The organism is Prevotellamassilia timonensis, from assembly GCF_900106785.1.
Taxonomy (GTDB): Bacteria; Bacteroidota; Bacteroidia; order Bacteroidales; family Bacteroidaceae; genus Alloprevotella; species Alloprevotella timonensis.
In genome coordinates this window covers 683,781-705,425 of record NZ_LT629844.1, presented here as the reverse complement: position 1 = coordinate 705,425, position 21,645 = coordinate 683,781, and the positions used below count along the sequence as shown (strand labels likewise).

Annotated in this window: 14 protein-coding genes; 1 reads left to right on the top strand and 13 read right to left on the bottom strand. The window is 44.6% G+C overall.

Annotated features, from left to right (window positions below; genetic code table 11):
• Positions 1–2 precede the first annotated feature (2 nt).
• Complete coding sequence (locus tag BQ5453_RS08515) at positions 3–5,426, top strand: T9SS type A sorting domain-containing protein (RefSeq protein ID WP_071122865.1); 5,424 nt, start codon at positions 3–5, stop codon at positions 5,424–5,426.
• 1,970 nt (positions 5,427–7,396) lie between these two features.
• Here BQ5453_RS08515 and BQ5453_RS08510 read toward each other — a convergent pair.
• From BQ5453_RS08510 to BQ5453_RS08450, 13 genes are all read right to left on the bottom strand, one after another.
• Positions 7,397–9,310, bottom strand: coding sequence for a tetratricopeptide repeat protein (locus tag BQ5453_RS08510; RefSeq protein ID WP_071122864.1), 1,914 nt, complete (start codon positions 9,308–9,310; stop codon positions 7,397–7,399).
• Positions 9,311–9,382: 72 nt separating this feature from the next.
• A complete protein-coding gene (locus tag BQ5453_RS08505; RefSeq protein WP_143033343.1) occupies positions 9,383–10,552 on the bottom strand; it encodes a hypothetical protein in 1,170 nt (389 codons plus the stop codon).
• Between the two features lie 288 nt (positions 10,553–10,840).
• On the bottom strand, positions 10,841–12,001 hold the full coding sequence (locus BQ5453_RS08500) for an IS110 family RNA-guided transposase (RefSeq protein WP_071122046.1): 1,161 nt from the start codon (positions 11,999–12,001) through the stop codon (positions 10,841–10,843).
• 258 nt (positions 12,002–12,259) lie between these two features.
• The gene (locus tag BQ5453_RS08495) at positions 12,260–13,759 is read right to left on the bottom strand and encodes a helix-hairpin-helix domain-containing protein (protein ID WP_071122862.1); all 1,500 of its coding nucleotides are present in this window, start codon (positions 13,757–13,759) and stop codon (positions 12,260–12,262) included.
• Between the two features lie 3 nt (positions 13,760–13,762).
• Entirely contained in the window at positions 13,763–15,304 is a 1,542-nt protein-coding gene (locus BQ5453_RS08490) for a PP2C family serine/threonine-protein phosphatase (RefSeq protein WP_071122861.1), read from the bottom strand.
• 14 nt (positions 15,305–15,318) lie between these two features.
• Complete coding sequence (locus BQ5453_RS08485; protein ID WP_143033342.1) at positions 15,319–15,873, bottom strand: hypothetical protein; 555 nt, start codon at positions 15,871–15,873, stop codon at positions 15,319–15,321.
• Positions 15,874–15,939: 66 nt separating this feature from the next.
• Positions 15,940–16,986, bottom strand: a complete 1,047-nt coding sequence (locus BQ5453_RS08480; RefSeq protein WP_071122859.1) for a TerY-C metal binding domain-containing protein — start codon at positions 16,984–16,986, stop codon at positions 15,940–15,942.
• An 11-nt stretch (positions 16,987–16,997) separates the two neighbouring features.
• Complete coding sequence (locus tag BQ5453_RS08475; RefSeq protein ID WP_071122858.1) at positions 16,998–17,657, bottom strand: AIM24 family protein; 660 nt, start codon at positions 17,655–17,657, stop codon at positions 16,998–17,000.
• Between the two features lie 8 nt (positions 17,658–17,665).
• Complete coding sequence (locus tag BQ5453_RS08470; protein WP_074027657.1) at positions 17,666–18,304, bottom strand: vWA domain-containing protein; 639 nt, start codon at positions 18,302–18,304, stop codon at positions 17,666–17,668.
• 185 nt (positions 18,305–18,489) lie between these two features.
• Complete coding sequence (locus BQ5453_RS08465) at positions 18,490–19,128, bottom strand: vWA domain-containing protein (RefSeq protein ID WP_071122856.1); 639 nt, start codon at positions 19,126–19,128, stop codon at positions 18,490–18,492.
• A 444-nt stretch (positions 19,129–19,572) separates the two neighbouring features.
• Positions 19,573–20,238: a TerD family protein gene (locus BQ5453_RS08460; protein ID WP_071122855.1), complete on the bottom strand. Its 666-nt coding sequence runs from the start codon at positions 20,236–20,238 to the stop codon at positions 19,573–19,575.
• An 8-nt stretch (positions 20,239–20,246) separates the two neighbouring features.
• Positions 20,247–20,924 carry a hypothetical protein gene (locus BQ5453_RS08455; RefSeq protein ID WP_083361170.1) on the bottom strand — a complete coding sequence of 226 codons (678 nt, stop codon included), beginning with the start codon at positions 20,922–20,924 and terminating at the stop codon, positions 20,247–20,249.
• 41 nt (positions 20,925–20,965) lie between these two features.
• Positions 20,966–21,643 carry a TerD family protein gene (locus BQ5453_RS08450; protein WP_071122854.1) on the bottom strand — a complete coding sequence of 226 codons (678 nt, stop codon included), beginning with the start codon at positions 21,641–21,643 and terminating at the stop codon, positions 20,966–20,968.
• Between the last annotated feature and the right edge of the window lie 2 nt (positions 21,644–21,645).

Below are 21,645 nucleotides of genomic sequence, written 5' to 3'. Positions count from 1 at the left end.
TTATGAACAAATACAAATACATCTATTTATGCTTTATGGTGTTGGCATGCTGTGCCACCACCACCATTCATGCACAACAGAGTGTGTTCAAACATTGGGAGGGCGTGACTGGCAGACCGCTTCTGGCCAATCCTTATGGACAGATGATGCAGCAGGTGCATGAGTATGAATATACCTATTATGTAGAGCCGGGAAAGGCTGTAGACTTGCTATTGCCGTTTGAAGGATATACAACGGACGGTGCACGGCAGAGTCGCTCAGACGAGCCAAAGGGCTACATCAGATGGTATGACTATAAGACAGACATGAAAAGCAGCAGGCTCTCAGAATACGACAGATATAACAGCTATTTGGAAGAGGTTAGCGATGCTGCTAACCATGTGCGTGGTCTGTTTGCTTGGAAAAAGTCTATACGTGGTGAAAAGTATGGACCGAGTAGAATAAGACAGGGTGTAAAGTATACTGCACCAACCGAGGCGGCAAACGCTAATTGGGAAGGAGAGGAAATAGCATGTGATGTGAGTAAATATATCGACTTTGAACCCTTTGAGGCTGGTGGCCTCTTCAAAGAACGATACTTCCAGCGTGAGCCTACACTGCAAATACGATATATCTTCCACATAAGGTCGGCAAAGAGTATAGCAGAGAATATTGTCAATGCGTTTCCGACAGACAAGCGTGCGGCTAACTCCGACTTGACGATTGAGGACAACCGCCAAATATTATTTGGTGCTAAAGACGCGAATTCCTCAATGGCAATACGTGTAAATATGTTGCCAAGCAACTACTATTTTTATCCCCTTAAGGAAACCAATCATCACGTATATGCAGCAGATGATGCACATCTGATAAAACGTGCCGACTTTGATAAGACCAAAATGGTGCAGGCTACGCGTTATCAATGGCGTGCTTATGATAAGACCAAGACTAAATATACCATTCTGGCAAGAGATGCTAATGAGGGTTATCAGATATGGTCGGCTACAAGCATGAATACCATTATGACAAATAGTAATGGGTGGTGGACATTGGACGGAAAGAAAACTTCAGAACCAACCATTACTTTTGGAGATGTGGTGTATATTGTGTGCTATGCCAAGAATGGCAACGACATGGCTCCGATAGCCAATTACGAGATATTGTATAATAATACTTATCCAAAGACGCGTGAGCAGATTTTAGCTGATGGCGATAACGACCGCACTTATGACTACCTCAACACCCACTATCAGCAAGCTACAAAGCCTATATCGTTTGACGATGACAATAATACGCTGACATTGGACGCACCTACAGCAGCTAACAACATCTCTACGCTGTCTTCACAATGGGACAAACGTGCGTATTGTTACGCTTATCCACAACTGCGCGACCTAAGTTGGCCTGATGGTTATGGTGTTATACACGGCGAGTATGGATTGTACAAGAGTGCGAACGTGCCGGGTGTGTCGGACGCGAACCAAGAGAGTGCTGGTGGAAAAAAGATGTACCAATGGTGGGCTTCTGAAGTACTTTACGACCGCACCTATGAGCTTACGGGCGGCAAGCAGTATGGATACTTCTTGTATGTAGATGCTTCAGATGAGAGCCGACAGATTGCAACTATCGACTTCAAGGCCGACTTGTGTTCGGGAGCACGTCTTATCTTTGCAGGAGCAGTGGCAGACTTTACGTCTGGAAAGACACAACCTCAGTTGATGTTCAAACTATATGGCATCATAAAGGACGAGCAGGGCAAGGTGACCTATCAACGATTGCTGTCGTCGTTTAGCTCGGGCGACCTTGCCAACAATACTGCAGGCGGCATACAACAGGGCAAGTGGTTCCAGGTGTATAGCCGACTGGTGATACGAAAGAAGGCAGGAGTGGAAAACTATTCCGACTTCCGTATTGTGGTGGACAATATGTGCGACAACACCAATGGTGCCGACTATGCTATTGACGACTTGCGACTATATATACAGCATGCCAAGATAGACGTGATACAGAACAAAGCAGTGTGTCCAAGTCAGCTCAAAGGTTCGGGCAATACCGACGACGTTAAGCTCATGATAGCCTCTCACTACGAGAACATACAGGCTGTTGTAGGTGTGGGAGTGGCTTCAAAGTTGTTTTACCGTATATGCGACTTGGAGGGCAATCCTGTTGCAGGTATCGACTATGATGGCGACGGAAAAGCTGATGAATATGGTGTGGCAGAAGTGCCTGCTGAATACAACGCAAGCAAGATGCTGCCAAGCTATGCAGCAGGAGGCAGCACCGATTCGCCAATGTTTACAAAGGACGTGGACGGGAATATACTGCTGTTGCTTGCCTATCGCCATTTCAACTTGGCTTTTGGTACTAAATATTACATTTCGGTAGCTATCCCTAACGAAGACGATCCTGACAAGCCTGGTGAATGGGGTAAACCTACTGATGCTTGCTCTTCGTATAGTGAGGACTTTGAGTTTGTACAGCAAAAGTTTACTGTTTCGGACGCTACCGGAAATACCGTATCAACGGTACGTGTGTCGTGCGATGGATCTAATAAGCCTAACGTTAACATTAGCGGAAAGTTGGTGACTACCGACGTAGTGAATGGTGGTACAATTACATTGCATAAGGTTAAATTAGACTGGTTCTTCAGCGAGCCCGACAAGGAGAACAATTTTGCCTCCATCCCCGAGTTACAAGAAACGCTGGCTAAATATCGCATCAGAGCCGAGTTTACCGAAGTGAAAGGTCTGGCTGCGGAATACAAAAGCATTAATCCTACTGGCTATGCACTATTGAAAAAGTATGTGGACAACGGGCAATTACTGCTTTCGGCAAGCAACAATCTTGACGACTACCAATATAACTCAGAAAAGACTGGGGTATACAAGGTGGCTGCAATCCCTGTAACAACAACATTTACAGAGGGTACAGTAAAATACGAAATCTGCCCCGACCCCATGTACTTTACTCTGCGTATCGTCAAAGATGGTCCGAAACTTACTATGGGTGATGCAAGTGTTGCTTACCCTACAGACGACCGCAGCGTGCGTATAGGCTTGCCACAAATAAAGGCCATGTTGGCAGCAGGAAAGGAACTGAGATTGCCTGTAGCAAACCTTGAAGATGCTGCCAAGATTAAGTTTCAGAATGGCTCAAATGTGTTTGTTGCCAATTCAAACGATCCAACATTCAACCTTGGTTCTACTACAAAGCAGATTGTAGGAAAACTAAAGGAAACAACTCTTGAGGGAACTTCGCTGACAGGAGGTAAAGGCTATATAAGTTTACTCTTCGACAACGACAATGCTTTGGATATTCTACACGAAGGCTATTGGTATGAGCTGAACTTCTCGTACGAACAAGATGTCGAGGGGTCTACAATGTCGTGTCCAGGAGAAGTCTTCATCACATTCAAGGTGGTGCCAGAATATCTGACGTGGAATTCTACACTTGCCAACAAACTTAATGCAAACTGGAACAACGACCTAAACTGGAAACGGTCTACTGCGGCTGAATTGTATAAAACTGACTATACTGATTATGGTACAGGAATTTACGACAAGCTAAACAGTAATCAGGCATATACACCAATGAAATTCTCGAAGGTTACTATACCTGACCAAACGGGCAAGGTGTATCCCGCACTCGGCAATATCGTATACCGCGAAGGAAACAACATCGCCCTTAAACTTACTAACTATAAGGGCGAGGAGGCTACAGCGGCTATTGCTTACGATATGCTAACAACATGGAACTATAACACTATCGACCATTCAGACACAGGCGAAGGTTGGTTTACTTGTGAGACTTTCAAAGGCAACATTTGTGATGAAATATACTTCAAGCCACAAGCTGAATTACTCAATCAAGCTTACCTTGTGTATAATAAGGCTTACGTAGAAAAGGAGATGACTCAAAATAAATGGAATATCATTTCATCACCTTTGAAGGATACGTATGCAGGCGACTTCTTTGTGCCGGTTAAAAACAATCCCACGTATGGGTCGCGTGGTAGAGAAAACAAGGAAGCTTTCACACGCATGGAGTATGCTCTTACAAATAACAGCCGTGTGGAAGCACCAGTATACCAGCGCAATTGGGACAGCAACGGCGAACAGGTAATCAATGGTATAACGAGCTACAATGCAGATGACTATTTTAATGGTTATAATCGCATTGATACTATAACAGATGGCGCAATGAATATCGAGTCGCTATATTGGAGCCATGTGTTCAACAAGCTGGACGAGAAGTATGCCGATGGCAGAGGATTTGCCATTAAGGCTGGTGACGATTATAAAGATGTAACACCAACGTGGCTTTTCCGTTTACCAAAGGAGGATAAAGAATATTTCTATACTACTGTTGATAACAATCCGTTCAATTCGGACGGCAGCACATTAATCAAGGTAGTTCCAGTGAATAAAACGGACATATATAAGTTTAATGTGGCTTCTGTTACTGCGGCGAATGAATTAGGAACTATAAAGCAGCAACTAACCACAAACACACATAGCAAGAACTGCTATTATATGGTTGGTAATCCGTATACAGCAACGCTGAGTATGTATAGCTTTCTCAATGGTAACCCAAAGTTTGAACGAAAAGTATGGACTATTCAAGATGGTGTGCTTAAAGCGTATCTCATTAAAGAAGGTACATACAATCGTAAAGAAGATTTGCTGATTGAGCCTATGCAAGCTTTCTTCGTAAAGGCTAAGGCAAACGAAAGCATAAGCTATGCAACTTTTACCCTACTCATGACCACTGACCGCTGGAAGGCGGGTGGAGGAAGAATTGCTGAGACGAAGGCAAAGATGAACATCCACGTTATTGAGGGTGGCAAAGAAATGGCTACTGCCAAGGTCATAGTGAAAGATGATGCCAACGAAGACTTCTGCAACGATGAGGATATAGAGCTGCTCAACAACACCGAACTGGAGGATATTCCGCAGGTTTACACCATAGCTGGCACTCAGGCTGCAGCGCTCAATGCCTTGCCCAATATCGGAATATTGCCTTTTGGCGTGATTGCAAAGGAAAATAAGATGGTGGCTGTGGAGTTGGAGGCAAATAAATATCTCGACACCCCACTCTATATTCTCGACGCCAAAACAGGCACCTATACCCCAGCCGACCATGCCATAGAGATTGCTGCCAACGAGCATGGCAGATATTATATCACTACCGCCATCTACAACACCGCGAGCCGTGGCAACGATAACCCAATACGCTGCTTCTCGCCTCAGAGTGGCACTATCATGGTAACCTCTCTGGGCAGCAAACTTACCTCTGTGAGCATCTACTCCATCGATGGCAAACTCCTTACTTCGGCCTCTGGCATCAATGCCACAACATGGCATAAACAAGTGGCTACGGGGCTATATATTGTAAAGGCGACCACGGAAGATAGAATGGAGAAAACGGTGAAGATTAAGGTGAGATGAAAATAGGTGAAGAAAAAATCCCCTATTAGGTAGGGTGTTCAAAATTGGCATCAAAAATGAGACCGTTTTTGGAATACTATTCGTTGTTGTTGCTATTCGGTGAAAAGTAAACATGCGAACGGACTCAAGCACCAAACGCAAGCTCTAATGGGGGCGACGCGTCTCGCGTCGGAAAAGATACAGCTATTATTTAGTAGAGTTCGTATCATCCCTCCTTTCTCTATCCCGACGCGAGACGCGTCGCCCCCATTAGAGCTTGCGTTTTTTGCAACAAAACCAGTCTCATTTTTGAGCCGATTTTGAACACCCTACCTATTAGGGCTTGCTCAGGACTTGCACCCGTTAGACAAAGCTCATGCCGAGCGTACCACGATAAAGCACCTTCGCAGAAATGCGAAGGTGCTTTATTACTATTATTGCTGTCCGGTGGAACCATTCTGATATTATAGCACACAGATCGCACCGATTGCACGGATTCTTTCGCTCATGCAACGTGCTTTAGCACCACGGAGATGACGGATTTTACGGATTTTGTGAGCATTGCATGCTCACTTCGCTATTGGCTCGTTGCTGCGGATAGGTACCTTACTACATAATTTGTGCTAACGTATACGGGTACGTTACGGGCTAATGGCGAAGTGAGCATGCAATGCTCACAAAATCCGTCAAATCCGTCATCTCCGTGGTGCTAAAGCACGTTGCGCGAGCAAAAAAATCCGTGCGATCAGTGTGATCCGTGAGCGATAATATCAGAATGGTTTTACCAGACAGTTCCCTTTGCCAAAATGGCAAACAAGTTGATATAATAACAAAGATGATATTTGAACTTTGTTATATAGAAGCAATATAATTTTATATCGATCGAATGCTTTTGCCCTTACAGGCAAGGCGTTCACAATTGACTTTTTTGCTAAATCGTTTTGGGGGGAATTGCAAGTTGACTGAAACGTGCTGCAAAAAAAGCTAACTCTAAACAAAAGCTACTACCAAGCGCTAACTCTAAACGCTAACTCTAAACGCTAACTCTAAACGCTAGCTCTAATGGGGGCGACGCGTCTCGCGTCGGAGAATTTTTCAGCAGCCTCGGGACGCGCGAAAAGATGCAGCTATTATTTAGCAGAGTTCGTATTTCTCTCCCCTTTCTCTATCCCGACGAGGCTGCTGAAAAATTCTCCGACGCGAGACGCGTCGCCCCCATTAGAGCTAGCGTTTAGAGCTAGCGTTTGATGCTTGAGTCCGTTCGCATGTTTACGTTTTACCGGACTGCAATAATTTTGAATACCTACTTATTCTTTTAAGTGCACAATTTGTCTGCACTCTACACTATTTGTCTGCACTACGTTGATTATCAGCGTGTTACGGAGTGTAGACGACTTCGTTTTTTATCTACACTGTCTACACTTGTCTGCACACTAATTATTCCTCTGCACTTCCGCCACGGCAGCATGACGCAATGCCCGTGAGAAAGCGGTTAGAACAATAAAGGGAGGTAGTTTTATCGGTCGCTCTAATCAAAAAATCGCTCCCCCTATGCCGAATTGTGCAGGTGGCATGACCATCGAGCAGTTAGGTGCTGACTTGTGTAATGAGGGGCGTGCAGACGAGTGTAGACAAGTGTAGACGAGTGTAGATAAGTGTAGACAGCGTGCAGACAGAAAGCAAGGTTGTCTACACTCCGTAACGCACTGATAATCAGCGCAGTGCATACAAAAAGTGCAGAGTGCAGACAATTTACAATATAAATTATTGGTGGGCTGCACGAGTGGTGAAATCTGAATTCTTTTTATTACAGTCCGGTAAAACGTAAACATGCGAACGGACTCAAACACCAAACGCAAGCACTAATGGAGGCTTGCTTTTTCAAAAAATTATCCGCAACACCTGTTTATGGGCATTGCGGATAGACGTTCTATGTTATTTTGTATTTCGCCAAACTGCAATAATCTGCTTCATATCGCAGGCAGTGTGCATTATTTCATTTCTCTTAACCACTCTTTGGCCTTTTGACAACCATTGGCAGCAGACTTTCGCAACCAATACTTAGCTTTTGTCACGTTGACAGCCGTGCCCATGCCTTGGTAATAATAATAAGCCACATTGTACTGAGCAAAGCCGATGGCCTTCCTTGCTTCGGGGGCATCATTATTTTGATTCTTTGCAGCTTGGCTGAACCAATAGAACGCTTTCTTATAGTCTTTGGCAGTACCTACGCCATTTTGATAGCAAATGGCTAAATTGTATTGGGCTAAGGGGATATTCTCGTTATCTGTTCCGTCCTTTTTATATAAATCTACAGCTTGTCTTAATTCTTTGAATGCTAAGTTGTAATCGCGTATGGAAGGGCCTCCGAATTTATGACAGAGGGAACAACCATACAATCCATCGGGACTGCCTAACTCCGCGCTTTTTTGAAAATAATTCAGCGCTTTGACATAGTCAGGCGAATTGGCATTGCCTTTATAGTAGTAACAACCCATGATGTAGCAGGCTGTGGAATCGTCTTTCTCAACACCCTTTTCACCCCAATAGCGGGCTTCGGGATAGTTAACTGCCGTACCTTTTCCCCAATAATAGCAATTTGCAAGCGCTCCGTAAGCCATATCGAAGTCTTGCTTAGCCGATTTGAGCAGATAGTTGAAAGCCTCCTTATCATCTTTAGCCGTTCCTTGGCCTCTTCCATAATACATTGCTACCGTATACTGTGCTGGAGCATATCCCATATCTGCTGCCCTCTTACAGAGCGAAAAAGATTTATTTAGGTCTTTCTCCACACCTTTTCCGACTTCGTATCTATTAGAAAGAATAAATAAGGCTGCAGGATCATTGCCTTCGGCAGTTTGCTCGTCGTGGGCAACGGCGTCGAGATCGTTATGATTGTCCAATAAGTTATACATGCTAAGTGCAAGTTTTGCGTCATCACTACCATCAGCAATAGCATCTTGCAGAAGGGCACGGGCTTTCTCTGTATCTTTCTCTACACCTTTTCCCTCATGATACATATCGGCCAACAATAAGCGTGCCTGATTATTGCCAAGAATTGCGCCCTTTTCCAGATAGATTTTGGCAAAGATGTAGCTTTCTTCATCATAGTAAAGTTGTCCCAAGAGGGTGTAGCCCACATCACTCTCTCTGTCAGCAGCTTGCTGTGCCCAGTAACGTACTTGGTCCAAGTCCTTGTCTACTCCGCAGCCCTGATAGTACATCCAACCCAACCATTCCATACCTCGTACGTCGCCTTCATCTGCAGCCATTTGAGCATATTTCAGTGCTTTGGCATAGTCTGCATGTTCAGTTAACGCATGCTCTGCCACAACGGCAAAGGCCGGAATATATCCTTGGTCTGCTGCTTTCTGTATCCAAAAGTAGGCTTGATCGATAGTGGCGCTATCTGTAGAAAGGCATGCACCATAATAAAACTGAGCTGCAGCAACGCCTTGCATGGCCGCCTGCTCGAAATAGCTGCGAGCCTTGTCTGTATCTTTTTCTACGCCCATGCCGTTAAGATAGAATAATCCAAGGTTGTAGATGGCACCATCGTATCCTTGATTGGCAGCCTTGCGGGTATAGTAGAGTGCCTTATCAACATCTATGGGCAGTCCGTACAAGCCTTGTATGATGCTTGCTCCCATCGATGTCTGTGCCTCTGCATCTCCCGCATCTGCAGCCAACTCAAGATATTTCACAAGGAGCAGGGTGTCTTCGTGTTCCTCGTTTGCATAATATTGCCATAGCTTTACCATGCTCTCTACGTCTCCCTTGTTAGCTTTCTTTGTAAATTGCTTGAGTTCTTTGGGCGAAAGTGTGGCTGCAGAATCGTCCGTTTGGGCATGACATACGACTGCAAAGTTGAATAGCAGGAAAAGGGTTAGTATAAATTCTTTCATTGTTGTATGAGATTAAGACGTGTCGTTATTCTGTATGGCCCCCCAGTATTGTAGAATCTGAAACGTTGAGCGTTACTGCTTTAATGTCTGTGGATTAACCATGGTACGCATGCCCAAGGCCACGGCTTCGCCGCAAAGGGCCACCTCGCCTAAACGATAATGGCATGTGTTTTGTGCCTTATCTACGATTGTATCGCCAGCAGTAGAGGCTGTTTGCAATAGTCTGCTACGCATTTCCCAATCGCCCAACCAAGTGGCTGCTCCCAAGGCAAAGGTGGTGCCCGACGGACTAAGCCCAAACACGATAGGCCCCGCATCAACATCGAAAGAGAACATGGGGGATTTATCGAGAAATTCACGAATGCCAAAGACAGGAGTTTTCTTTATAAAAAGTTTCTTGAACAGTTTGTATTGGTCATGGGCAAAGGCATCTTCAACACAAAATGCCAGTAGCGAGCAGTTCAGTGCTGTGTACGAACCACGCACTTTGCTCGTTGGTTTGCGCAGCTTTTTTGTTAGCATAGATGCGAGTAGTCCCGTTTTTTTGTCAAGCCATACTGTTTGTACTTTCTCTAACCAGCGGCTAAGGGCGTCTTGATACTTTCCACTGCCATAAAGCTGTTCGTAGTTATGAAGCGCCACGATGGTGTAGAGCATATCGGGCAAGAATATCGGCGTGTCGGGAAAAGAGCGCAGGTTCAGGTCGGGACTAAGAAGCATATTGCGATGAAGCGATTGACAACACGCTTCGAGCAAATTGTCAAACCGAGAATCGCCCCCTGCAAACTTGTAGTGCGTAATGGTCCAAGCCAACAAGCTGAGATATGTCATGTGGTCGTTGGGGCCATCTAAGCCTTTCATTGCATCTTCTTTCCACATCATGGTGTCGTAGTAGCGAATGACAGGTGTGTCGATTAACCCGATGATTGCCTCTATTTTGGGCAGCATTTCGTCCTTAATGTCAGGGTATATGCGACATAGATTGGCCAACGCTACGGCTGTATAGCAACATGAATAGATAGCCCACTGCCCGCCATAAAAGGACCCGAGTTCCTTTGGCATTTTACTCATCAGCTCTTTGGGAGGAACAATTACCTCCTGACAAAGCCAACGCGCACGACCTATCAATTCTTCGCGTTCTTTATTCCAAGGAACTCCTGTGTTTACATCAGCAAAACGACTCTTAATAAAGATACAGGGGAGATTGGCCGATAATTTTGCGAAAGTGCTTAGTAGATTCATAAATTATATGACAACTATATTAGTTTTCTAAAGTTTTCTCTAAAAAAGGATTATGAGTATCCTAAGTAACACACGAAATCCCAATATTCGTTTTCTATACAGCGCAAATATCCAGTCTCTCCAAAATTGAAGAGACGACACGTATGTAAAAAGGTATTTTTCTCTTCTAGCTCGAAGCTATACGTGGGCATCCACAAGTATCCAAGGCTTTGGCTAATTTACAAGGACGGAGTCGAACTACCAGAAACTTAATAGCCTTGCAATGGAAACTTATTGTTACAGCTTGCACTAAGCAAGCTGAGTACAATCTTTAGCAACAGACTTTTGGGGTTCAAAGTCCTTGTATGAAACATTGAATTTCAGAATGTGCCAAATGCACACAAGTATTTTTCTGGCCACAGCTACCACTACTTTCAACTTGAATTTCTTCCTCACTTGTGTGTGAAATGCGTAAAACTTAGAGAAGTAACAATCTTTCGTTCTTGATGCAGCCCATGCGCATTGAACACTGGCAATTCTGATGAATCTGTTCCCGTGAGTAATCTTGTTCGATTTGATTTTCTTGTTACTTTCGTCATTTCTTGGGTTGAAACCGCACCAAGAGACGAGATGTTTGGCACTCGGGAACGCATTTACGTCTGGACCTATCTCGGCAAGGACTGTCAGGGCGGAACGCTCGCTTACACCTGGGATTGTCTGAAGGTTCTTCATCTGTTCCTCAAACTCCCTGTTGCAGATTTCCCGCATTTTTTCAATGCATTTGTTCTTGTTATCCTCCAATAAGGCTGATTCTGCAACATATTGTGCAAGCATGTCTATTTCAGCTTCGGAAACGACACCTGTAAGTGCTGCCAGTATCGTATCCTCGCCATGCTTGTTTATAATGCGTTTGTGTACGAGCATAAGTAGTTCTTGCGGTGAAGTTACACCTTCAGATATACGCTTGACAACATTTTTGTAACTCTTGCAATCTGTATTGGACACATAGTTACTCAAACGAATATTACAGCGCTGCAATATCGCATCAATCTTGGAATACTTTCTTACTAATTCCGCATTCAACTCGAATATTCGTCTGTCGTACAAGCGGAGTTGTTGGATTAAAGGAGGTGGAATAAAGCTTCCACGAATTAGTTCCTTCATGACGCATTCCGCAATCCATTGAGCATCCTTGACATCACTTTTACGCCCAGGAAGTTGCTTAATAAAGTAAGGATTAACCAACTTGAGTTCAAATGAATCAACAAGTACGCGCCAGATGGGAATCCAATACACACTTGTGCTTTCCATTGCGACTTCGCTGACTTCGTTTTCTGCCATAAAATCGCGCATGGAATCGAGTTGTGGAGTCAAAACGCCGTATACGCGTTCTATTTTCTCCCCGTTTTCTCGCAAAATACAGAGATATACACTATCTTTGTGCACATCAAGCCCTGCTACAGTTTTCATAAGCTTTTAATTTAATTAGGCGTTAGAGCCTGTTTTCCCACAAATATACGGGATATTGGCAACATTTGCCAATATAGGAAACTGAAGCGGGCTTGATTTATGTTTTGCTGCGGTCCCTTTTTTATCTCGTGGGCATGTGATTGGAAATTCTCATCTTAATTTACACCATATTACTTATACAAAGATAGCACAAACCGTACCAACAAACAACTAACTTGCAACACAAAAATAGTTTGCTGGTTACGGATCGAGTTGTACTCAGTTTTTTACAAGTTGAACAACAATTAATCTTCCTCCCTGCCCTTTGTCAAGGAGTATTTGTCTGCCCTCGGTGAGCGGCACGTACTGGCCGATGCCTATGGGCTTTTTGTCTGTGACATCATACATATCCGGCAAGCGGCGGTTGATGAGGATCCATTGGCCATTGTAGAAATGAAAGTCGCCAACAGGTTTCTTGTCATCTGCGCTTGTCTTCTCGTTGCAAGGCACGAGGTTGTTGGCATGCCATTTGTACAGGGTCTGCTTGTCGTATACCATAAGGCGGTAATTCTCAGATATATACTTTCCGTGCGAAGGGGCATAGTAGAAATTGAGAATTGGCAGTTGCCCTTTATACTCTGTTCCACAAAACGGGCAGCGCGGTTTGGTAGTGTTGTCGAACACATACCAGTGTGCCTCACACTTCGGGTTTTGGCATGGTTGCACCAAGTCACAAGTCTTGACTAAAGCCTCCTCCCATTGCAAAGCAGAGGGACGGGCTGCAGGATTATGCAAACCATCAATGAAAGCCTTGTCGAACAGATCTTTCAGGTTTGGTCCGCATATTGTATAAGGCATTTTTGCAGGGTCACCTTGCGGAAGCTGCGACTTTAGCAATTGGTCTGCCTTTACACGATTGGTTTTGTCTGTTGGGTGCTCTATGAACAAAGCCTTTGAACCATAGCGCATGTCATCGTCCTTTTGCGGATCATCTACGTTCCACACCTTGCCTCCATCTAACGGATCGCGGTTGAGCAGAAATGTGTAGATAAGGACGGCAAGCGCATGACGGTCGGTTTCTATTTTAGGAAGGTTCTTTTTCGGATCGTCAACCTTGAGAGCTTTCGTAGCAAGCACCTCTGGAGCTATGAAACCGGGGGTGCCCACAACCTCGGGCGGAAACTTGTGTGGCACAACAAGACCGTCGCAATCGATGATACAGGCATTGCCACTCAATGGGTCAACCAACACATTGTTATATGAAAGGTCGGAGTGAGCGAGACCTGCAGCATGAAGCCGTCGCATGGCACGGGCTATCTTCAGGCACATGTGCAGACGGTTCAAAAAAGTACCTTTTTGGTCAGTGGGGACAAAACGGTTGATAAGCTTGGCCGACGAGAACCATTTGCCGTTTTTCTCCTGTCCGTTCTTGATGAATGGCCAAGAGTCGGCCACACCGCTGAAGAAAAACTTCTTGTCGTAGAAAGGTATCACGATGCCCGTCAGCCCTTTCCACTCAACAATTTTGGTTGGCCATGCAAAGAACTGACTCCAATACTGCCCTGCGGCATCATTGGTAAAAATACGATTTCTATGAACGTTGACAATGTCGTTGATTCGAGCCTTGTCATTGGCATTGACAGGCTTGCGGTAGAAGGCCACAACATACGTCTTGTCCGTAGAGAAATACACGTCCTTGACACCACCTTGAGCCTTTATCTCATCGTAAAACTCAACGGTGCTGCCATCTTGTGCTTTTAATGTTACCTTGTTTGCCATAACCTATTCGTTTTGTTGTTCCTCAAGTTCTTTTTCCGAAGTTTGGTTCTCTGCTGCATTCTTCTCGACAAGATTATTATCTTCTCCCTCATAAAGAATGGCTATTGTGCGGTCATCATGATTGCCGGGCGACCAAAAATCGAGCCAGTCCAGTAATTGGTCTTTCGAAGCTTCGTTGTCGTCAGTCAGTTCAACGCCATTCTCTTTCAGGTCGTCCCATAGCGCGTCCCATTTGTCGGGATTGTTAAGATTGGCATCTGTTTCAAACTTCGGGTCGCTCACGCCATCACTCATCAAGAACAAAGCTGTGAAATCATCGACTATATTGAAACGCAGACGCTGATACAGAGCCGTAGTGTCCTCAAATATTTCAGACATGGTAAGGAAACGTGTCTGCCCTGCATACTCACCCTCGTCGGGCACACCAAGTATTTTGGCAGTGTGAGCTTTTCTGTCGTAAAGACAGATTGCACCATCGCCCACCCAGAACGAAGCCACAAACCAACCGAAACTGAACTTCTTGCAAATGGCAAGCAGCAGAGTCGTGGCATAATACTTTATGGGCTGTTTTGTCAGAGACGCTTCTGTCTGTATGGCCTTGTGAGCATCAAAAGCAGCTTTCCCTACAATATTATAGATGTGATTGCCCACAGTTTTACGGGCATCTTCTTCCGTTATATCATGCAGATGGCTATAAATTTCGATAGCGTCTTCAAAAGCCTTGCTCTGTCCGAGTTTCGACATACAATAACTTACCGCCTCATCACAAGCAATCTTTGAACCTTGACGCGAATATTTAGCAGAGCCCGCTCCATCGGCAACAGCCATGATGTACCACCCGTTGTCCATGTGCTCCATGCGGAAATAGTCGTCACGCGGTTTTCCCTCCTGCGCATGGCTGCGGCCGCGTTTGCTTGCAGCCACAATGTCCTTTTGTGGCGTGCCGTCAGCCAAGGCCTCAACCTTTACATACTCCACCTGCGTGTCGTCGTTCTTGTATTTTGGTTCGGGCATATTCTCCCAATCCACAGGCAAGTTGCGCCATAGTTTGCGCGGGTCTTGATTGATGACAAATGGTATTTTACGTTCCAGTGTAGGCATGTTTTCAGGCATCTCTATTCCGCCACAGAACTTATATACCAATGTCAATTCAAAAGTAGATTCTGCCACGGCACCATCTTTGCGGAAGCTTTCCAAAGAAGGCGTGCCGGTTATGGTAAAACTTTTGCCATCTGGCGCAACCGTCAGTTTTAGTCCGTGGTTATCCTCGTCCAGTCCCTTAACGTCCACAAGTTCCAGTTCCACATTATTAAGTATGTCAGAGTTTACTTGTGGCATTACTACGGTTTGGTTGTATTCTATATTTTCTTTGGCATTAGGCATGTTGAGGTTCCATTTCAACCCACCGTCAGCCATTTTCACTTTGTCCATAACGTCTGTATTATATAGTTCCCATAATTTGTCTGACAAGAAATGAAGGATTTTCTCCGCCTTGTCGTCATCTCGATTACCTATGAGAATTTGTAAAGCTTTGTCTAATGTCATAATATGGTTCACTCCTACTTTTTATTTAACGAATCATACGTTGAACAGGGAATAACCTCCTTATACTTTCTAAATGTAGATGCCAGCTTTTTTTGTTTTTCTACCAAAACACTTTCGATATACCCTGTTATGTAGTATTGGGCATCCTTTTCTTTAGGGTCAGCTTTTATTTCTGTTTCAATATTTAGATACAGCCCTTGGGCGCCCTTGTCAACAACATAATAGGTTACTTCTTTATCATTTTGGCTTAGCTCTTCATAAGTAGCCTTAACTATTGGCTCTTGATAATGCTCAGCATGGTAAGCATCTAATAACGCTATGGTGTAAGTTCCTTTATAATTAGACCTTACATACACATTGCCGTCAATAGTTTCCAAAATAACTTCTCCTTGTCCACTTTTGCTTCTTCGACAATGAGCAACGTATTCATTCTCATAGGCCAAAGCCATTGCATAATCTACAAAGGAGCCATTGATTTTTCCTCGCCGTTTATATAGCATTATGTGATAATTCGTGTTTAGCCAATGTAAAATTTCTCTTATTACTTTTAGTACTACGTCGTCTAACATATCTTTAAGTTAATAAATAAGCTTCGGTGGACAGTGGGGGTAAGTTCTTGCGTAAACAAATAAAGCCTACCCTCTACCTCTTGTTATATCCATACCTCCTTCTGCTATTTCGCCGAGTGAGCCTTCCAAGCCACACCACGGGCAAGCAGTAGTATTGCCATCAGAGCACATGATATTTCCACATTCGCAAATTACTACGCCAAGTTGTGCACCGCAGCAAGGACATGTCGGCATACCACGAAGCGACATCGTATTGATATGGCTGTTCGATTTGCCATCGCTCAAGCTGTTATAGGTCTCGTCATCCACAGGATAAGCCCCCACGAGTTTGAAATCCGTGCCTTTAATATCCAGGGTTTCCAGCCCTTCAATGGGAGAGATATGTTTGGCATATTTTACAAGATAGGTCTTCTTGGTGTTGGAGCACTTGCCTAAGAGCACAGTATAGTTCTCGTCCACAACGCAAGGTCTTGACGTATCTACTTTCTCAAGATTGATGCCGGTGGTAGGTGCCAATGCCACACTATCGTCACCCATATCAGTGACCGAAACACTTGTTGCCTGAATGGAAGCGGTAACCCATTTGAAGAAAGCCTTGAAAGACATCTCGTCCGTGTCGTTCAGCCTGAGCACATTGTCCGAAATCTGCCCCAACAACTGGGTGTTAACATTATTGCCGATGGAAATAGCCACGAGGTTGGCCTTGCGGCGGTATTTGTTGTTCCATCGTGCAAAGGCTGCTGAAGGGTTGTCGGTCGGCGTGCCATCAGTAAAAAGGAATATGATGGGTTTCCAGTCGCCTTTACGTTCTTCCGTAGTCTTCACCACATTATGGTCAATGTCGTCCATCAAGAAGTCAAGAGCGCAACCAAGTGAAGTACCGCCGCCAATAGGGAATGTTGGTGGATAGAACTTGTAGAGTTCTGTCAAAGGCGACAAGCTCTTGGCTTTGCCCGCAAACGCTATTACAGAAATAAAAGCTGTTTCAAGGGCGTAAGGGTCGGTGCGCAGTTCTTGCACAATCTGCCGCATACCGTTCTCTACTTGTTGAATGGGTTCTCCCACCATCGACTCTGACACGTCTACGAGGAAGTATATAGGTAATCGTCTCATGTTTTTAATTGTTATTGTTTAGGAATTATCATTGGGATAGGACTCAGATAAGCTTTCCCTGGCCCCGTTATCTTCATCAGGCTCAGCCCTTCACCTCTCAGCACATTGCCAAACGACCAACCAGCCTGTATTTGTGATGTCTGAAAGCCTTGCAATGCCACGATATGGTTTTCGTCCACTTCTATGGTCTCGCCTTTTGCCAATATCTTTTCTATGGGTGTACCGAGCGAGTCAAGGAACACGGTGGCATTGCCTTCTACTTTTTGGAACAAGCCTACCCCACCCAACAAGCCTTGCAGATTGAGGTTGAGATTAAGCTTTACCTTGTTTGTAGATGCCACATAGTGTCCACGGCGGCAAATCATATTCTCGCCTTGCAAACGTATCGGAACGAGTGAACACATACTGCCCGACAGCACCATTTTCCTGTCGGTGTTGGTAGGGTTATAGAAATGTATTATCAGCACCGACTCTCCCGACAAGGCTGAGCGCAACACACCGCCAATAAGGTTGCCGAGTCCGCTACCCGCACCGCTACCGTTCCATTCAGCTTCACGTTGCAGAGCTTCGTCTACATACACAATGCTGCCACGCTCCGCATAAAACGACTCCCCAGGTGAAAGTACCACCTCAAGGGTCTTATACTCATAACCTACAATCTTGCAATTCATACTTACTCTTATATTACGACGTTAACCTCTGCTGGAGCTGGTGGAAGTTCCACACTATCTGTCACTCCCATAGTCCGTCCTCCTTGTTGCACATTGATTGTCACCCACTGGAAGAATTTCTTGAACGTGCTGCTATCCATTGTGTCGAGTGTGAACACATTGTCTGTGAGTTTCTTCAATGGATCTGTTTTTGCCTTTGGCCCTGCAGCACAGGCTACTATATTGGTGAATTGATGGCGCTTTACATTTTTGATAGCCTCATCATATACCATCAAGTCCGACGGCTTGCCATCTGTAAGCACAAACAGCAACGGCATCCAATCACCCTTTTGCTCTTTGGAACCCATATTCACCTCATGGTCATAGCAGTCGCACAACATGTTTAGAGCTGCACCGGTATGCGTGGGGCCTGAGTCGGGACACGCTATGTCTGGTAGTTGCAGATTTTCAAGTTCCGTCAGAGGCAATATCTGCTTCACGTCCTTGTCGTATGTAATGATGCTGATACATGCCGTTTCCAAAGCATAGGGGTCAAGGCGCAAGGAGGCTATCATATCAGAAAGGCCTACTTTGACAGACTCAATTGGTTCGCCCTTCATGGAGCCCGATGTATCAATCAGTATGTATACAGGTAATCTTCTGCTCATTATTGTATGTTATTATAACAAGTTAACGGGTTATCGGGGTAACGGGTTAACAGATAGTTTTGCCAAGTTTTTTTGAGCTTCTTAGCATTTTGACTTTAACATAATAAGTAGTGAATGGCATACCTACTTGTTAACCCGTCAACTTGTTAACCCGTCAACCAAGAATTTTGCCAATGGCTATATCTTTATACCACGATATTCACCTCTGGTGGTGGAGGCGGAAGTTCGCTCATGGTAGTGGCCTCAGCAGCAGTTTCTTCCACAGACTTGCTGCTCGTGCTTATCGAAGCTGACACCCACTTGAAGAAAGCCTTGATAGTGGCACTGTCAGCAGTGTCGAGCTGAACCACATTCTCGGTGATTTGCTTCAACGTGTTGGTGTTGGCACCTTGTCCTGCAGCACAGGCTACAACCATTCCGCACTTACGTTTCTTGAACTCTTCCAAGCCCTTTGTCATGGAGTCGGTAGGTTCGCCATCTGTCATGACAAACACCAATGGGCGCCAGTCGCCTTTTACCTCAGCCGTTGTCCTGACTATCTCTGTGTCTATTTTCTGTGACAGGAGTTCCAAGGCACCGCCTAATGCCGTGCACCCGCTTGCGTCGATGTTAGGCTGCTGGAAAGTTGCCAGGTCAGTAAGCGGAGTTATTTGCTGGGCCGAGCTGTTGAATGTTATAATACTGATGTATGCTGTTTCGAGCGCATACGGATCGCTACGCAGAGTGGAGATAAGCGTCTGCACGCCATTTTTCACTGCCTCGATAGGCTCACCATACATGGAGCCACTGGTGTCGAGGAGTAGATATACTGGAAGTCTTCTCATTGATTTATGATTTTTCTGTTGGTAATATTATCTGCCTTTATCTCTTATGGGCTTTTGATTGACTTATGGGCTTCTTCTTGCTCGCCACATAACGTTGTTTGCTTCTGGCGCTCCTGGCAGTCTTAAGCAAATTGATATTGAACAATGCCAAAACCCTTGCCACCCTAACCGACAGAAAACGTAGCCAACGCGGACACTGACGATAATGATAAAGCATCCATATCAAGAAATGGTTGAATGAACGTTGACTTCCTTCAATTAAGAGTTTCTTCCAAATGACAAATGCACGATATACAACTCGTATTAGATAAAGTACAAATATACCGAGCACTGTGCCATAAACTGTAAATCGGGCGTCACGTGTACCAAGGTATTCTACTATTTCATGATAATATCCCATTGTCCACCTATCTGTTTATATTTAGCACATGTTTAGGTTCTTATTCATTTTGAATAATCTCTTGCCACACGGGCTATGGTTAAAGTGATCATTCGATCTTCAAAAGCATCACCGATAGCGGCAAATTTCCAATCGCCATTGTGCCTGTAAAGTTTGCCCATAACCAAAGCTCGTTTGCCTGCACATTCCGTTTTCGTTGCCACGTTGTATTGTGCAAAAACTTGCTTGGGCGGGCGATTAGGTGTTCCCTCAAACATGCGAATTGAAGCATACGGTATTCCCGAGAAATCTCCACTATACTCACTGTTGTTATATATATTGAGGAAGAATACGATAGAGTTTACATTCGGGTTCACACGATTCAAGTCAACCGTTATAATCTCATTGTCAAGACCATCATCACCATTTTGGTCACCAGTGAGGTCGTCGCCTGTGTGATGCAAAGCGTGGTCATTGGAGTCCAATTTTCCCTGTGGTAGTTTGCCTCTAAAGTTGTACAATGGTGACCATATATGATCTACCACATTTCCTGCAGCATCAAACATCATACAACTAAGATCCAAGTCTACGTCCACTACGTGAGTTGAAAGGCCGAAGAATTTCTTCTCGATGATAGCCCCCCAGTTGCAACCTACACAGAAGTTTGTCAACTTTGTTCCGCTCTCTTTTTCAAGATTGATGCGTTGTCCTTTTTCAAGTCTTATAGCCATAAGCGTATTTATTTTGTACCAGATGTCCACTTGAAATTCCACCCATACGCACTGTCGCATGCTGAATGGTTCTTATGAAACGTTGATAATTTCTTTACTTCTAACATATTTCCGTTGGTACTAATTTCAGCAGCCACACAGAAACGTTCTTTTTGCTCTGTTTGATCAAGGTTTACCAACACACATGATTGGCCGCCCACCTTAATCTCCAGTTTTGCGTCTGTTTTGTACCAATGCGGAACACCCCGCCATATAAACGCATACACATACAATTTCTTTATATCCTTTAGTCCTTTCGGATTCACATAGATTCTCTCGCTTGACGTTTCTGTAGCTCCACGATCGTCGCCCTGATGCCAAACATACGGGAATTGGGTAAAACACCCTTGCTTCGTCTGCATATTCTGGGCTCCACCACGTTTGTTGAATTGTACAGGGTCAATCAAACTTTTCGTGCCGTCCTTCATCTCATAGTAGATGCCTAAATCTAAATCTTCGTCACCTATAAAGATGCTTTTCATGAAATGGGCAAGTTTATCATATTTAGTTCGAAAGAAGTTTCTCCTTTCTCGCATCTCGATAAACGTCCATCTCAGCTCAATGACAATTCCGTTTGACAGTGAATTGGGCGTAGACTTTGACCAATCAACATAAGTTGTGTCACCATATTTTTCTAAGCTAATCATAGACTCTAATCTTTAGGTGTAGTATATATTTATTGCCATCACTACATAAATTTAGATGCATACTTGCGGCAAATAGGCTCCAACCCATCTTTATGTGCTTCGCCTACAGCCTGAAATTTCCACTCCGAGCCGCGGCGATACAAACGGCCGAACTCAACGCCCTTGTCAGTAGAGAAATCCTCATCAAGGTCGTATCGGCATATTACCTCGCCATTTACTGCATTCTTTATCTGTATGTAGGCGTCACGCACTTGACCGAAATTATAGTGCATTCGTGGAGCGAGTTTAGGGTTATTTGCGTCGGACGGGCTCCAATAGATGCTTGCCGTGAAAAGAATTTCATTGACGCGAGAAGATGTCTTGGTCAAATCAACATCAATTTCTTCATTTCCCTCACCAGTATTGTCGTCATCATCGCCAAGGTCGTCTACCGAACCAAGAACGCTTTTGTCTACAGAGATCGGACGCATCACAGGGTTGCCTTCTTCGTCATAAAGCTGTTTTCCACTGTTGTCCAACACCGGTGTCTGGTTGCCTGATCCATAGAAAACAAAATCATACTCATTTTCTATCTGTCCATTGCTTCCCAACAAAAAAGTTGAGGCATCCAAGTCGTATGGAGGTTTGGCGTTAGGATTTACCTTCCACCCCATCTCCACCCTCAGGCGGGTAAGTCCAGCTTCTATTTCTACGCGCTGTCCCTTTATCAAATTAATCATAA